Raw genomic sequence first — 15,420 nt, forward strand, 5'->3', positions numbered from 1 at the left:
ATATGACAAAAGTTGTTCAAACCAAAAACGCGCCAGCAGCCATTGGACCTTACTCTCAAGGGATTATCGTCAATAACATGTTTTACAGCTCAGGGCAGATTCCGTTAACGCCAGCTGGAGATTTTGTGAATGGAGATATTAAAGAACAAACACACCAAGTGTTTCATAATCTTAAAGCCGTCCTTGAAGCAGCGGGTGCTTCCTTTGAAACAGTCGTGAAAGCAACGGTTTTCATTAAAGATATGGAACAATTCGCTGAAGTGAATGAAGTGTACGGTGAATACTTCCATACACATAAGCCAGCTCGTTCATGTGTAGAAGTAGCCAGACTTCCAAAAGATGCACTTGTAGAAATTGAAGTTGTGGCATTAGTGAAATAAACAGGCCATCTCTTTGGAGACCGTTTGGTTTCATTATATGTATGAAAAGGCATCGTCATGATGTCTTTTTTCACGCAACCGATGTAAGCGTCGTCATTAAAATGACAAAAAATGTATAAATATCCCGATATTTCAAAAAAAGTTTAAAAAAAGAGCAGGAGAATCACCACAATCGTTGAATACCTAATTAATGCTTTTATATTGGGAAAAGGTGGTGAACTACTGTGGAAGTTACTGACGTAAGATTACGCCGCGTGAATACCGATGGTCGCATGAGGGCGATTGCATCCATCACGCTGGACCACGAATTTGTTGTTCATGATATTCGTGTGATTGATGGAAACAATGGCTTGTTTGTTGCAATGCCTAGCAAACGTACGCCTGATGGAGAGTTTCGCGACATTGCACATCCAATTAATTCAAGCACTCGGGGTAAAATCCAAGATGCTGTTTTAAATGAGTATCATCGCTTAGGCGAAGAGGAAGAGACAATTGAATATGAAGAAGCTGGAGCTTCTTAAAGATATGTGAACCTAAAAAGACAGCTTTAAGAGAAAATGAATGTTTTCTTTTAAATGCTGTCTTTTTTGCGTTTTTTCTCTTGTTCCTTATGTCTCCCGTTCATTAGAAAATTAATGCACTTCCTTTTGTATCCTTGAAATCAGTCCTTATTTAGGATATATTTTTCTATGGATAATAGGGATATTGGAGGCCAATCAATGGATAAGCGGTTCGCAGTGATTTTAGCAGCGGGAAAAGGAACAAGAATGAAGTCAAAGTTATACAAAGTACTTCATCCAGTTTGCGGAAAGCCAATGGTCGAGCATGTGGCAGATCAAGCGTTAAAGCTATCTTTAGCCAAGCTTGTGACGATTGTCGGTCATGGAGCAGAGGACGTCAAGAAGCAGCTTGGGGACAGAAGTGAATATGCACTTCAAGAAGAACAGCTGGGAACAGCACATGCCGTCAAACAAGCCAAATCGTTCCTCGCGCAGGAAAAGGGAACAACCATTGTCATTTGTGGAGATACACCATTATTGACAGCGGAAACAATGGAAGCCATGTTAAGCGAGCATCAAAAACAACAAGCGAAAGTGACGATTTTGACAGCACACGCGGATGATCCAACAGGTTATGGACGTATTATTCGTGATGAAACAGGTGCTGTGGTAAAGATCGTCGAGCATAAAGATGCAAATGATGCTGAACGTCAAGTGAATGAAATTAATACTGGAACCTATTGCTTTTCAAATGAAGATCTCTTCCGTGTGATTGAGCAAGTGTCAAATGAAAATGCACAAGGTGAATACTATTTGCCGGATGTCATTGAAATTCTAAAGAATGAAGGACAGACGGTTACAGCGTATCAAACACCGCATTTTGAAGAAACACTTGGAGTCAATGATCGTATCGCTCTATCACAAGCAGAGCAATTCATGAAGCGACGTATTAATCATCAGCATATGAAGAATGGTGTAACCTTGATTGATCCTGAGAACACGTATATCTCGCCAGATGCAGTCATCGGTGAAGATACAATGATTTATCCTGGGACGGTCATCAAAGGGAATGTAAAGATTGGTGCAGATGCCACAATCGGTCCGAACACTGAAATTGTTGATAGCGTAATTGGAGATCGGACAGTCATTAAGCAGTCTGTTGTCTGCGATAGTGAAGTTGGGGTAGATGTAACAATTGGACCGTTTGCTCATATTCGCCCGTTGTCGAAAATTGGCGATGAAGTGAAGATCGGAAATTTTGTCGAAATCAAGAAAACAGTTTTCGGTGACCGAAGCAAAGCGTCTCATCTAAGCTATATTGGAGATGCAGAGGTCGGAACGGATGTAAACCTTGGTTGTGGATCCATTACAGTTAACTATGATGGGAAGAACAAATTCTTAACGAAGATTGAAGATGGCGCATTTATTGGCTGCAATTCAAATCTCGTTGCACCAGTCACTGTCGGAAAAGGGGCATATGTTGCAGCCGGTTCAACGGTTACAGAAGATGTACCGCAGGATGCATTGTCTATTGCTAGAGCAAGACAAGTCAATAAAGAAGATTATGTGAAAAATATTCATAAAAAATAATCCAAATACCCGGAGGTTTACCATGTCTAATCGTTATGCTGATGCGAATTTAAAGATATTCTCTTTGAATTCAAACCCTGAACTTGCCAAAGAAATTGCCGATCGTATCGGAGTTGATGTAGGAAAGAGCTCTGTTAAACGTTTTAGTGACGGTGAAGTCCAAATCAATATTGAAGAAAGTATCCGCGGCTGTGATTGTTATGTTATTCAATCTACTAGTGCGCCAGTCAATGAGCACATTATGGAGCTACTCATTATGGTAGATGCACTAAAACGCGCTTCTGCGAAAACGGTCAATATTGTCATCCCTTATTACGGATATGCACGTCAAGATCGTAAGGCGAAACCTCGTGAGCCAATCACGGCGAAGCTTTTTGCGAACTTACTTGAAACAGCAGGTGCTACACGTGTCATTGCACTTGATCTTCATGCGCCGCAAATCCAAGGTTTCTTTGATATTCCAATCGATAACTTAATGGCTGTGCCAATCTTAACAAACTATTTTGAACAGAAAAACTTGAATGATATCGTTGTTGTGTCTCCTGACCACGGTGGTGTTACGCGTGCGCGCAAAATGGCGGACCGCCTGAAAGCACCAATCGCAATTATCGACAAACGTCGTCCGAAGCCGAACGTGGCTGAAGTGATGAACATCATTGGGAACATTGAAGGCAAAACGGCGATTCTCATCGATGATATCATTGATACAGCTGGTACGATTACACTTGCTGCAAATGCACTTGTGGAAAATGGAGCGGCTGAAGTCTATGCTTGTTGTACTCACCCAGTATTGTCTGGACCAGCAGTAGAACGTATTACAAACTCTAAAATTAAAGAATTAGTTGTGACAAACAGTATTCACTTAACAGATGACAAGAAAGTTGGAAAATTCATTCCGCTTTCAGTTGGGCCTTTGCTTGCAGAAGCCATCATCCGTGTACATGAAGAAGAATCTGTGAGCTACCTTTTCAGCTAATTTTCTGATTGGAAAAGGCCCTAGGCATCAGCTTGGGGTCTTTTTGCTGTGATAAATGAAAGGCAAACATGTTTAAAATGATTCAGTTATGGGTATTTATGAAAGTAGTGACAAAAAAGAAATAGGATGGTGCTGAATATGGCAACTTTAAAAGCAAATAAAAGAACTGATTTCAAACGTTCCACACTGCAAAAAATCCGTCATTCAGGACACGTTCCTGGTGTCATATACGGAAAAAATACAGACAACCTGGCTGTTTCATTAGACAGTATTGATTTATTAAAGACATTACGTGATGAAGGAAAAAACACAATCATCACATTAGACGTTGGCGGTGAAACAAAATCTGTGATGGTAACAGAACTGCAAACAGATCCGTTGAAAAATGAGCTAGTCCACGCTGATTTCCAAGTGGTCGACTTACAGCGAGAAATTGACGCAGATGTACCTGTACAACTCATTGGCGAATCCAAAGGTGTAAAGGATGGCGGTGTGCTTCAGCAGCCACTATTTGAGCTATCCATTACAGCGAAACCAAAGGATATCCCGCAAAATATTGAAGCTGATATTACAAACTTAGAAGTAAATGACGTACTAACAGTTGGTGATCTGTCTGTTCAGTCTACGTATCAAATTAATAATGATCCAGAAGAAGTTGTTGCTTCGATCTTACCGCCTCAGCAATCAGAGGTTCCAGAGCCAGATAGTGAAGAGGAAACGCAAGAGCCTGAGACCATTAAAGAAAAAGATGACAGCGAAGAATAACTGGTCAATTAGAGACGTAACCCTCCCGCGGTTACGTCTTTTGTGCTAGAATGAAAAGAATTCATACGTTTTGCATGAGGCAATCACATTGGCTCATTTTTTAGGCGTGTGCATGTGCGACAAAGGAGGTTATTGGTTTCATGATTGCGTTCGTTGGATTGGGTAATCCAGGAAAAGAATATGAAAAAACAAGACATAACGTCGGGTTTATGACAATAGATGAACTATCAAAAAAATGGGACATCCCATTAAATCAATCAAAATTCCATGGACAATATGGAACTGGGTTTGTTTCGGGGCAAAAGGTTCTACTTGTGAAGCCTCTTACATATATGAACTTATCAGGGGAATGTGTGCGTCCGCTGATGGATTACTATGATATTCCCCTTGAACATTTGAAGGTCATCTATGATGATCTTGATTTGCCAACGGGCCGGATTCGTTTGCGTACTAAAGGAAGTGCAGGCGGACATAACGGAATCAAATCGTTGATTCAGCATTTAGGTTCACCTGAGTTTGATCGATTCCGTATCGGCATCGGCCGTCCACAAAACGGCATGAAGGTCGTCGATTACGTACTAGGACGCTTCTCAGAGGAAGAACAGCCTGATATCTCATCTGCTATTCAAGCATCTGTTGAAGCTTGTGAAGCGGCTTTAACAAAGCCATTTTTAGAAGTGATGAATGATTTTAACAAGAAGGTATAAGAATGATAAGCAAAGCACATACTGATCATAAAATCTCAGCATGGGAGGATCACGTATGGCTTTGCACTATTACTGCCGGCACTGTGGTGTAAAGGTTGGCAGTCTAGATGAATCCGCTGTCCAAAGTGAAGCACTTGGATTTCATCACTTAACAAATGAGGAAAGAAACGATATGATTTCTTATAGGGAAAATGGTGATTTACATGTACAAACCATTTGTGAGGATTGCCAAGAGGCGCTCGAAAGAAATCCTGATTACCATCAGTATCATACCTTTATTCAATAAAAAGCTTTGGTGTAGATAATAGACCAAAGCGTTTTTCTGTTTTAAACAAGCAGGGAGGAGGAGCCAAATGAAAAATATACAATCATTTATCAAACAAAGTGATGATTTTCAGTCCATTTTTAATGGGCTAAAGGAAGGTTTAAAAGAACAACTGCTCGCCGGACTATCAGGCTCCGTCAGATCTTTATTTACAGCCGCCATATCAGACGAATTAAAGCGGCCGATGTTTATTGTGACACACAACTTATATCAAGCGCAGAAGGTCACAGATGATCTAGCAAGTGTGATGCCAGATCGCTCGGTCCTTCTTTATCCTGTCAATGAACTCATTGCATCTGAAATTGCTGTGGCAAGCCCGGAGCTTAGAGCGCAGCGTCTTGATGTATTGAATCGTCTCGCGAATGGAGAAAATCCGATTGTCGTGACCCCAGCAGCTGCAGTGCGTAGAATGCTTCCTCCTGTTGAGCTCTGGAAGGAGAGTCAGATCCATTTAAAGGTTGGTGAAGAAATTGATTTGGAGGCGTTTTCAAAACAACTCGTGCAAATCGGTTATGACCGGACGTCCATGGTCGCTGCGCCCGGAGACTTTAGTGTGCGCGGAGGCATCATTGACATTTATGCGTTAACGGAAGACCACCCGATCCGTATTGAGCTGTTTGATACAGAAGTGGATTCTATTCGGTCCTTCCACTCTGACACGCAGCGTTCATTGGAAACACTTCAAGAAATCAAGATTGGCCCGGCGAAAGAGCTGATTGTAAGAGGGCCTGAACGAGTGAGAGCGATTGAACAGCTTGACGAAGGTCTTGCCAGTAGCTTAAAGAAATTCAACTCGGATAAACAAAAAGAGCTGCTCCATCAGAATATTTCTGCTGATCGTGAGAAGCTGCTAGAAGGTATTGTGACACAAGAAATGACGAAGTATCTGTCCTATTTCTATGAAAAGCCTGCTAGTTTGCTAGATTATACATCGCAGGATACGATAATCATTCTAGATGAAATCAGCAGAATTCAGGAGATGGAAGAACAGCTTGAACAGGAAGAAGCAGATTGGACAATTAGTCTGCTGGAAGAAGGGAATATCCTGCATGATCTAGCCCTTTCCTTCCCATTTCAAGAGCTGTTCAATCAGCAATCGAGATCGATTCTGTACTATTCCTTATTTTTGAGACATGTTCAGCAGACCAATCCGCAAAATATCGTCAATGTATCTAGTAAGCAAATGCAGAATTTCCACGGGCAGATGAATGTGCTTGCAAGTGAAATTGAACGCTACAAAAAGCAGAATTATACGGTAGTCTTTTTAGGTGCGGATGAAGAGCGGACAGAGAAGCTGTCATCTGTCTTGCATGATTATGACATTGAAGCAGCTCTTGCTAAACCTGATGCTGAGCTTGTCAGCGGGCAAGTATATATTTTACAAGGTGAGCTGCAAACCGGTTTTGAACTACCTTTATCCAAAATTGCTGTCATTACAGAGGGTGAACTTTTCAAGAAACGTGTGAAGAAGCAGGCACGTAAGCAAAAGCTGACGAACGCAGAGCGAATCAAAAGCTATTCAGAGCTGCAAGTGGGCGATTATGTGGTGCACATTAACCACGGGATCGGTAAGTATTTAGGAATTGAAACGCTTGAAATTGGCGGCATTCATAAAGATTATTTAAATATTCATTATCAAGGAAGCGACAAGCTTTATGTCCCTGTTGAACAAATTGATCAGGTGCAGAAGTATGTAGGGTCAGAAGGAAAAGAACCAAAGCTATACAAACTAGGCGGTAGCGACTGGAAACGCGTGAAGAAAAAAGTAGAATCATCTGTGCAGGACATTGCAGATGATCTGATTAAGCTGTACGCAGAACGTGAAGCAAGCAAAGGGTATGCCTTCTCGCCTGACCATGAGATGCAGCGCCAGTTTGAATCTGCATTCCCTTACCAAGAAACAGACGATCAAATTCGCTCGATTCATGAAATCAAGCAAGACATGGAGCGGGAGCGCCCGATGGATCGTCTGCTTTGTGGAGATGTGGGCTATGGAAAAACAGAGGTGGCGATTCGAGCGGCCTTCAAAGCCATTGCTGACGGGAAGCAGGTGGCACTGCTTGTACCAACAACGATCTTAGCGCAGCAGCATTTTGACACCATTATGGACAGATTCCAAGACTATCCTGTTAAAATCGCTCAGCTTAGCCGCTTCCGTACACGAAAAGAAACAACAGAAACATTAAAAGGGCTGAAAAATGGAACGATTGATATGGTCATCGGGACGCATCGTCTTCTTTCAAAAGACATTGTGTACAAGGATTTAGGACTTTTAATTATCGATGAAGAGCAGCGCTTTGGTGTGACGCATAAAGAGAAAATTAAACAAATGAAAGCCAATATTGATGTGCTGACGTTAACGGCAACGCCAATTCCTCGTACGCTTCATATGTCGATGCTTGGCGTACGTGACTTATCTGTTATTGAAACGCCACCTGAGAACCGTTTCCCAGTTCAAACCTATGTTGTCGAGTACAATGGTGCGTTAGTTAGAGAAGCCATTGAGCGAGAACTGGCAAGAGGCGGTCAAGTGTACTTCCTTTATAACCGAGTGGAGGATATTGAACGAAAAGCAGATGAAATCTCGATGCTTGTTCCAGACGCAAAAGTGAGCTATGCACACGGGAAAATGAGTGAGAATGAGCTGGAATCCGTGATGATTAATTTCCTAGAAGGTGAATCGGATGTACTCGTCAGTACAACCATTATCGAAACGGGCGTAGACATACCAAATGTGAACACGCTCATTGTTCATGATGCTGATAAAATGGGGCTTTCGCAGCTGTACCAGTTAAGAGGACGAGTTGGGCGCTCGAATCGTGTGGCCTATGCTTATTTCACTTATCGAAAAGATAAAGTGCTTTCTGAAGTAGCAGAGAAAAGACTTCAAGCTATTAAAGAATTCACTGAGCTCGGATCAGGCTTTAAGATTGCGATGCGTGACTTAACGATTCGAGGAGCAGGAAATTTACTTGGTGCACAGCAACATGGATTTATTGATTCTGTTGGATTCGACCTTTACTCTCAAATGCTGAAAGAAGCCATTGAAGAAAGAAGAGGCGATACGACTGCTCAAGAAAAATTTGAGCCGGAAATTGATCTCCAAATTGATGCCTACATTCCAGATAACTATATTTCTGATGGCAAACAAAAGATCGAGATGTATAAACAGTTTAGAGCGATTGGATCAATAGAAGAGCGGAAAGAGCTTCAAGATGAAATGATTGACCGATTTGGAGAATATCCGCAAGAAGTGGCTGATTTGTTCACGATTGCGACGATGAAGGTGTACGCTGTGCAGGAACGTGTCGAGTTGATCAAGATGGAGAAAGGCATTGTCAGACTCACTCTCGATGAAAAAGCAAGCAGCGACATCGATGGTCAAAAATTATTTGAGCTTGGCAGTCAATATGGACGTGATATCGGTCTTGGCATGGAAGGCAGCAAGCTGATTATTTCTGTCCAAACAAAAGGCAAGAAAACGGAGGAGTGGCTTGAAGTCGTTCTTCGTATGCTTCGAGGTCTTCAAGATGTGAAAAAAGAAACCATTCCATCTTCATAAAATTTTGTTGGTCTCTCGTGTATATTACGTTTGATGTGACGGATACTAATCTCAGGGTCAAGTGGTGAATGTTGCATAAAGTGGACGCTTTTGTTCCATTCACCCAACACATCATCAAACGAAAGAGAGGCAGCAGTGAATGAAAGCAACTGGAATTGTACGCCGCATCGATGATCTAGGTAGAGTGGTTATACCGAAGGAGATTCGCAGAACATTGCGTATCCGGGAAGGAGATCCACTTGAGATTTTTGTCGACCGCGATGGAGAAGTCATTTTGAAGAAGTATTCACCGATTAGTGAGCTAGGAGACTTTGCGAAGGAATATGCTGATGCTTTATTCGACAGTTTGGGTCATTCTATCCTCATCTGTGATCGTGATACGTATATTGCTGTATCCGGCAGTTCAAAAAAAGAGTACTTAAACAAATCCATTAGTGATTTACTTGAACGAACAATGGATCAGCGTAATTCTGTATTAGAGGACAGCAAGAAAGAAATTCAGCTTGTGGATGGTATTGATGATGATGTATCAGCTTATACCATTGCACCTATTGTTGCAAACGGAGATCCAATTGGCGCCGTCGTTTTATTTTCTAAAGAGCGTTCAATGGGAGAAGTGGAGCATAAAGCGGCAGAAACGGCAGCTGGCTTCTTAGCCCGTCAAATGGAACATTAGGTCTAATAATTCTATATCATCTTGATAAAAAGAAAGAATGCCGATGAAATCATCTGATTTTGTCGGCGTTTTTTATATGGGATGAAACAAAATAATGAATGTATCGTCTACTCCTTAGAAAGAAACGGCTTGCCAGTCACATATGATATAATGAGTGCGTTTAAATGCAGGTATATTTTTTGATTGAACATAAAGGAGTCATCCATGAAAAATGCTGTGAATCAGCCGCATTGGCTTTTCCAAGGTGCGGTGATTTTAACCATCGCAGGCTTGTTATCAAAGATACTGAGTGCCGTATATCGTGTCCCTTTTCAAAATATCGTAGGAGACACAGGTTTTTATATTTATCAGCAGGTCTATCCCTTTCTTGGCATTGCGATCATGCTCGGCACCACTGGTTTTCCTGTGATGGTGTCCAAGCTCCTGAGCGAGCATGGTGAGGAGAATCGCCGAATCATTACAAAGGTATCCTTGGTGTATATCACTTTGCTGAGCTTGGTCTTATTTCTTTGTTTATATATAGGAGCAGGCACAATTGCGAATCTCATGGCAGACAGTCAATTAATGCTTCTCATCCAGATGAGTTCGTTTGTGTTTTTATTTCTGCCGCTTACCGTGATGCTGAGGGGTGTTTTTCAGAGTGATGGGCTGATGCTCCCCACTGCGGTCTCTCAATTGGCTGAGCAGCTCATCAGAGTAGGCGTCCTGCTTGTTTTATCTTTCTATTTTGTGAGACATGGCTATTCGCTTTATGAAACAGGAGCGGGTGCGGTGTTCTCTTCTATAGCTGGAAGTGCTGCTTCACTCCTTTTGCTTCTTTTCCTTTGGCTGACCTATCGGAAGCGGTTGTCAGCGAGCAAGACATTAAAACAGGCTACACTGCGGAAAAAAGATGTGCTGAAGAGTTTGGTGCTGTATACATTGACGATTTGTGTGAGTGGATTGCTGATCCTATGGATGCAAATGATCGATGCTTTTCACTTGTATGCGCTGCTGCGCAGTGAGGGACTGAGTGAAGCAGCTGCAAAGGCGGCAAAAGGCGTATATGACCGAGGTCAGCCGTTCCTGCAGCTCGGGACGGTGTTTGCAATTAGTATCGGGACGTCTCTTGTTCCGTTTTTGTCGTCGGCCTTAAGAAAAGGGCAGCATGAAGCAATTCGTGAAAAAGTACGTACATCGTTTAAGGCAACATCGGTGCTGGGGATTGGTTCAGCTGTCGGGCTTATATGTATTTTATCGTCTGTGAACATTATGCTTTTTCGTAATGACTTAGGGACAGATGCTCTGCAGATATTTTGCATATCCATTGCCTTTACATCAATGGCGATTACGCAAACCGCTTTACTTCAGGGTCTGGGACATACCGTGTACCCGGCTATTGTGGTCCTGATCAGTGTACTGGTGAAATGGGGGCTGACGCTGGCTCTTGTCCCGTTATTCGGCATTTATGGAGCCGCATGGTCGACTGTTTGTGGGTTTCTCGCCGCCGCTGCGCTCAATGCGGTGTATTTGAAGCATAAAGGGTGGATTTCAATAAGAGAGCTATTCCCAGTGAAAATTCTTTTATCAGCAGCATTCATGGCTGTCGTTTTAATTGGATATCAGGCATTGTTTTCTTGGGTCATTCCCTTTGAGAAACGTCCGTTTTCTGTTTTAGAGAGCCTGACTTCAGTTTTTATTGGTGGTTTCGCCTTTTTATATAGTATTCTTAAGCTAGACGTATTTACGGAAGAGGAATGGAGACTCATTCCATTAGGAGAAAAGATTTTATATTTTAAACAGATGAGAGGGAATTGAAATGGCAGGTAAGATTACAGTCGTTGGTCTTGGGGCAGGCGACATGGATCAGCTAACGCTCGGTGTATATAAGCAGCTGAAGCAGGCGAAAGAAGTATACATGAGAACGCAGGATCATCCACTCACCGCAGAATTGATGCAGGAGGTCCCGTCTCTGACCTTTTTTGATGAGATATATGAAAAGCATGATCAGTTTGATGCAGTGTATGAGGAAATCACAGACATTCTCTTCCGAGAGGCTGAGGAGAAAGATATTGTGTATGCAGTACCAGGTCACCCGTTTGTAGCGGAAAAGACAGTGCAACTTCTTGTTTCACAACAGAAGGAGCGCGGGGTTGAGGTGTACGTGGCTGGTGGACAAAGCTTTTTGGATGCGACGTTTAATTCCTTACAGATTGACCCAATTGAAGGGCTGCAATTCGTTGACGCAGGGGATATGAGAGCGGATGATCTGAAGTTGACCCAGCACGTGCTGATCTGTCAAGTATATGATCAGATGACAGCCTCGAATGTGAAGCTGACCCTCATGGAAAAGCTACCTGACGATTATGAAGTCTTTATCGTAACGGCAGCGGGAAGCAGTCAGGAACAGATTACAGGTGTTCCTTTATTTGAACTTGATCGAGATGTGTCGATAAATAACTTAACGAGTGTTTATGTGCCTCCAATCCAAGATGAAAAGCTACTCTATCAACAATTTGACACTTTCCGTGAAGTCATTCGTACATTAAGAGGTCCTGGCGGCTGTCCTTGGGATCAAAAACAAACGAATGAGTCGCTCAAACCATATTTAATTGAAGAATGTTATGAGCTGCTGGAAGCCATAGATGAAGACGATCCAGATCATATGGTTGAAGAACTCGGAGATGTACTGCTTCAAGTTTTACTCCATGCTCAAATTGGTGAAGATGATGGTTACTTCTCAATGGATGACGTCATCCAGCATGTCACAGAAAAAATGATTCGACGACATCCGCATGTGTTTGGTGATACGGATGTGTCTGAAGCATCAGATGTCGTCGCCAACTGGGAAAAAATCAAGCAGCAGGAAAAACCGGAGCGTGCAGCATCTATTTTGCAATCCATTCCAACGACACTTCCAGCTTTAACAAAAGCTTATAAGCTCCAAAAGAAAGCAGCGAAAGTGGGCTTCGATTGGACAGAAGTAGAGGATATTTGGAACAAATACGAAGAGGAAAAGCGGGAATTCCTTGTGGAAGTGGCAGAGAAAACGGATGAAGGTGCAACAAAGCAGATGAAGGATGAATTTGGGGATCTTTTATTTGTTCTCGTCAACATCGGCAGATTTTATCACCTAGAGCCTGAAACCGCCCTCTCTTCTGCAAACACAAAATTCATGCGGCGCTTTCAGCATATTGAACAAAAAGCAAAGGACATAGGGCGTTCACTAGAAGACTTGACCCTAGAAGAAATGGACGATCTGTGGAACGATGCCAAACGCATAGAAAGAGGTGAACATACATGAGACTAGATAAATTCTTAAAAGTGTCTCGTTTAATCAAAAGAAGAACATTGGCAAAAGAAGTAGCCGATCAAGGGAGAATTTCCATTAATGGCACGCAGGCGAAAGCCAGCTCTGACGTGAAAGAAGGGGACGAGCTTCAAATTCGCTTCGGCCAAAAGCTTGTGACTGTTCAAGTCAACGAGTTAAAAGACACAACGAAAAAAGAAGAAGCTGCTGGCATGTATACCGTGCTAAAAGAAGAGAAAACAGCAGAATAGGGCTTGTTCTAAATGTCCCGCCTGTCACATACAATGCAGTAACAATGCAAGTATGAGATATGGGGGATGTATAAATGAATCAATATTATAATCAACCTCAAGGCACGAAGTTGTCATCAGAAGCCGAGCATCATGTCACAATGCGCAACAGAAAGCATTTAGATATTACCGGGGTCAAACAAGTCGAGAGCTTTGATAATGAAGAATTTCTGCTTGAGACTGTCATGGGAGTCCTCGCCATTCGCGGAGAAAATCTGCAAATGAAAAACTTAGATGTAGAAAAGGGCGTTGTGTCCATTAAAGGGCGTGTCTTTGACTTAATCTATGTAGATGAGCAGCACGGGGAGAAAGCTAAAGGATTTTTTAGCAAGCTGTTTAAATGACACTGACGGTCCAGTTTTATACGATGCTTTCGATGGCGGCGATGGGCATCTGGCTGGGCGCATCGCTGGATACGTACAAGCTGTTTGTGAACCGGGAAAAAACAGCAAAATGGCTGCTGGTCATTCACGACCTCCTTTTTTGGGTGGTGCAGGGTCTCTTATTCTTTTATGTCCTGCTGCTGACCAATGAGGGAGAATTCAGGCTTTATATTTTTCTAGCTGTTGCTTTAGGTTTCTCGATGTACCAGGCATTGATGAAACAGCTGTATATGAACATCCTCAAGTTTGTGATGAGGTGTATTTATCAGACTGTTCTCGTCCTGAAAAGGCTGATCATGTCGATGGTTTTCCAGCCCATTCGCTGGATCGTTGGTTTGATCATAAGTGCTCTTCTGTTCTTGTTCCACTCGCTCTTACGCCTTGTTCGTTTTGCGTTTCGACTCGTGTGGAAGGTGCTGTATATTGTTTGTTATCCGCTTATTTGGTTACTCAATGTAACCATTATTCATCGAATTCCCGAAAAATGGCGAACATCAATGAGGTTGTTTTTCTCAAAAGGAGCAGGAATTTTACAAGGGATCAAGAAAGTATCTCGTACCATGAAAACGAAATGGAAACAATTCTGGACAAAGTAAGAGAGGAGGCCTTCATCCTTGAACGAGAGAAAAAGAAATATCGCACAAATTCAAAATGATTATCAAAAACAAATGGAACAGCAAGCGCAGCGCCTAAAACGCAAACGCCGGGGACTCCTTAGAAGGCTTACCGTGTTTGGAGTCATTGTGCTCATGTTTGCTGTTTTGGTAACAAGTGCCCTCTGGTCGCAATCGTCTGCATTGAAAGAAAAAGAAGAGAAGAAGGTTGCGCTTGAAAAAGAATTGAAGCAATTACAAACAAAGCAGGAAGATATTTCTGATGAAATCAAAAAGCTGAAAAGCAAAGAATACGTACTCGAACTGGCACGACGGGACTATTATATGTCTAAAAAAGGCGAAAAAATCTTTGATGTGGGCAATAAGAGCGATTAGCCTTGTTGACACTTAAAATTCAGTTTATGTATAATTGAACAAATGAGATTTTTTTATAAGTCTAAGGAGGAGCACTTTTTTTATGTCGATTGAAGTTGGCAGCAAGTTACAAGGGAAAGTTACGGGCATTACAAATTTTGGAGCTTTTGTGGAGTTGCCAGGCGGTTCAACTGGTCTCGTTCATATCAGTGAGGTAGCCGATAACTATGTAAAAGATATTAATGAGCATTTAAAAGTCGGTGAACAAGTTGAAGTGAAAGTGATTAACGTTGAAAAAGACGGTAAAATCGGCTTGTCCATTAAAAAAGCAAAAGATCGTCCTCAACAACAACAATCAAGACCGAGCAGAAATGATTTCCGTCCGAAGGAATCGTTTGAGCAAAAAATGAACAAATTCTTAAAAGATAGTGAAGACCGCTTAACATCTTTAAAACGTAACACGGAATCAAAACGTGGGGGACGCGGAGCAAGAAGAGGTTAACTTGTTGCTGCTTTCTATATATCTTTCACAACAAAGCACCTGCTGTTTAGCGGGTGCTTTTTTCAATACAAATTCAACGTTTTTTGTGATTTCGCCATTTAATTTAAAACTTTCTATTGACGGACAAGCGAATCCTTTGTATTATAGTTCTTGTGCTTCTTAGCGCATTTTATATTATGGCGGTGTAGCTCAGCTGGCTAGAGCGTACGGTTCATACCCGTGAGGTCGGGGGTTCGATCCCCTCCGCCGCTATCCTTTTAAAAAGAACAATAAGCAAGGCCCGTTGGTCAAGCGGTTAAGACACCGCCCTTTCACGGCGGTAACACGGGTTCGAATCCCGTACGGGTCATCTTCCAAACAGCTTTCTATAGGAAAGCTGTTTTTTTGTGCTTTCGTAAAATTCTGATGAAAGACATCGACTTTCAAGAAAGTATGCCTTTTTGGCAAATAAAGCGTCGAACGTTTTATGGAAACGACAACTTCTTTTGACAAAATTTCTTTTTCACC

The 15,420-nt window shown here is 42.2% G+C and carries 16 protein-coding genes and 2 tRNA genes; all 18 read left to right on the forward strand.

Translation table 11 applies throughout. The features are described from left to right. Positions 1 to 2: 2 nt before the first annotated feature. The 18 genes from ridA (at position 3) to NSQ70_RS00400 (ending at position 15,262) form a co-directional block, all read left to right on the forward strand. On the forward strand, positions 3 to 380 hold the full coding sequence (gene ridA, locus NSQ70_RS00315; protein ID WP_008341860.1) for a 2-iminobutanoate/2-iminopropanoate deaminase: 378 nt from the start codon (positions 3 to 5) through the stop codon (positions 378 to 380). A gap of 224 nt (positions 381 to 604) precedes the next feature. Next, a complete protein-coding gene (gene spoVG / locus NSQ70_RS00320) occupies positions 605 to 901 on the forward strand; it encodes a septation regulator SpoVG (RefSeq protein WP_008357439.1) in 297 nt (98 codons plus the stop codon). Between the two features lie 198 nt (positions 902 to 1,099). Continuing rightward, a complete protein-coding gene (glmU, locus tag NSQ70_RS00325) occupies positions 1,100 to 2,470 on the forward strand; it encodes a bifunctional UDP-N-acetylglucosamine diphosphorylase/glucosamine-1-phosphate N-acetyltransferase GlmU (protein WP_342502362.1) in 1,371 nt (456 codons plus the stop codon). 22 nt (positions 2,471 to 2,492) lie between these two features. Further along, a complete protein-coding gene (locus NSQ70_RS00330; protein ID WP_003217907.1) occupies positions 2,493 to 3,446 on the forward strand; it encodes a ribose-phosphate diphosphokinase in 954 nt (317 codons plus the stop codon). Between the two features lie 138 nt (positions 3,447 to 3,584). After that, positions 3,585 to 4,211, forward strand: coding sequence for a 50S ribosomal protein L25/general stress protein Ctc (locus tag NSQ70_RS00335; protein ID WP_327872020.1), 627 nt, complete (start codon positions 3,585 to 3,587; stop codon positions 4,209 to 4,211). Between the two features lie 140 nt (positions 4,212 to 4,351). Further along, complete coding sequence (gene pth, locus NSQ70_RS00340; RefSeq protein ID WP_007496201.1) at positions 4,352 to 4,918, forward strand: aminoacyl-tRNA hydrolase; 567 nt, start codon at positions 4,352 to 4,354, stop codon at positions 4,916 to 4,918. Between the two features lie 55 nt (positions 4,919 to 4,973). Further along, positions 4,974 to 5,204, forward strand: coding sequence for an anti-sigma-F factor Fin family protein (locus tag NSQ70_RS00345; protein WP_003217967.1), 231 nt, complete (start codon positions 4,974 to 4,976; stop codon positions 5,202 to 5,204). A gap of 67 nt (positions 5,205 to 5,271) precedes the next feature. Then, a complete protein-coding gene (gene mfd, locus NSQ70_RS00350; protein WP_327872019.1) occupies positions 5,272 to 8,805 on the forward strand; it encodes a transcription-repair coupling factor in 3,534 nt (1,177 codons plus the stop codon). Between the two features lie 139 nt (positions 8,806 to 8,944). Further along, positions 8,945 to 9,481 carry a stage V sporulation protein T gene (gene spoVT, locus NSQ70_RS00355; protein ID WP_007496196.1) on the forward strand — a complete coding sequence of 179 codons (537 nt, stop codon included), beginning with the start codon at positions 8,945 to 8,947 and terminating at the stop codon, positions 9,479 to 9,481. 204 nt (positions 9,482 to 9,685) lie between these two features. Then, the gene (locus tag NSQ70_RS00360; protein WP_327872018.1) at positions 9,686 to 11,278 is read left to right on the forward strand and encodes a polysaccharide biosynthesis protein; all 1,593 of its coding nucleotides are present in this window, start codon (positions 9,686 to 9,688) and stop codon (positions 11,276 to 11,278) included. Between the two features lies 1 nt (position 11,279). Beyond that, a complete protein-coding gene (mazG, locus tag NSQ70_RS00365; RefSeq protein WP_212361990.1) occupies positions 11,280 to 12,764 on the forward strand; it encodes a nucleoside triphosphate pyrophosphohydrolase in 1,485 nt (494 codons plus the stop codon). Then, the gene (locus NSQ70_RS00370) at positions 12,761 to 13,021 is read left to right on the forward strand and encodes an RNA-binding S4 domain-containing protein (protein ID WP_008341839.1); all 261 of its coding nucleotides are present in this window, start codon (positions 12,761 to 12,763) and stop codon (positions 13,019 to 13,021) included. Before mazG ends, NSQ70_RS00370 begins: the two co-directional genes overlap by 4 nt. 74 nt (positions 13,022 to 13,095) lie before the next feature. Beyond that, positions 13,096 to 13,404 (forward strand): sporulation protein YabP, encoded by a 309-nt coding sequence (gene yabP / locus NSQ70_RS00375; RefSeq protein WP_007496190.1) that lies wholly within the window; start codon positions 13,096 to 13,098, stop codon positions 13,402 to 13,404. Beyond that, on the forward strand, positions 13,401 to 14,039 hold the full coding sequence (gene yabQ / locus NSQ70_RS00380; protein WP_024719361.1) for a spore cortex biosynthesis protein YabQ: 639 nt from the start codon (positions 13,401 to 13,403) through the stop codon (positions 14,037 to 14,039). The genes yabP and yabQ overlap by 4 nt, the downstream gene beginning before the upstream one ends. Before the next feature lie 18 nt (positions 14,040 to 14,057). Further along, positions 14,058 to 14,432: a septum formation initiator family protein gene (locus NSQ70_RS00385; protein WP_007496186.1), complete on the forward strand. Its 375-nt coding sequence runs from the start codon at positions 14,058 to 14,060 to the stop codon at positions 14,430 to 14,432. A gap of 82 nt (positions 14,433 to 14,514) precedes the next feature. Next, positions 14,515 to 14,913, forward strand: a complete 399-nt coding sequence (locus NSQ70_RS00390) for a S1 domain-containing RNA-binding protein (protein ID WP_003217901.1) — start codon at positions 14,515 to 14,517, stop codon at positions 14,911 to 14,913. Between the two features lie 178 nt (positions 14,914 to 15,091). Beyond that, positions 15,092 to 15,165, forward strand: a tRNA-Met gene (locus tag NSQ70_RS00395). Positions 15,166 to 15,190: 25 nt separating this feature from the next. Then, positions 15,191 to 15,262, forward strand: a tRNA-Glu gene (locus NSQ70_RS00400). Positions 15,263 to 15,420 lie beyond the last annotated feature (158 nt).

The sequence above is a fragment of the Bacillus sp. FSL R5-0397 genome (assembly GCF_038593395.1).
Taxonomy (GTDB): domain Bacteria; phylum Bacillota; class Bacilli; order Bacillales; family Bacillaceae; genus Bacillus; species Bacillus altitudinis.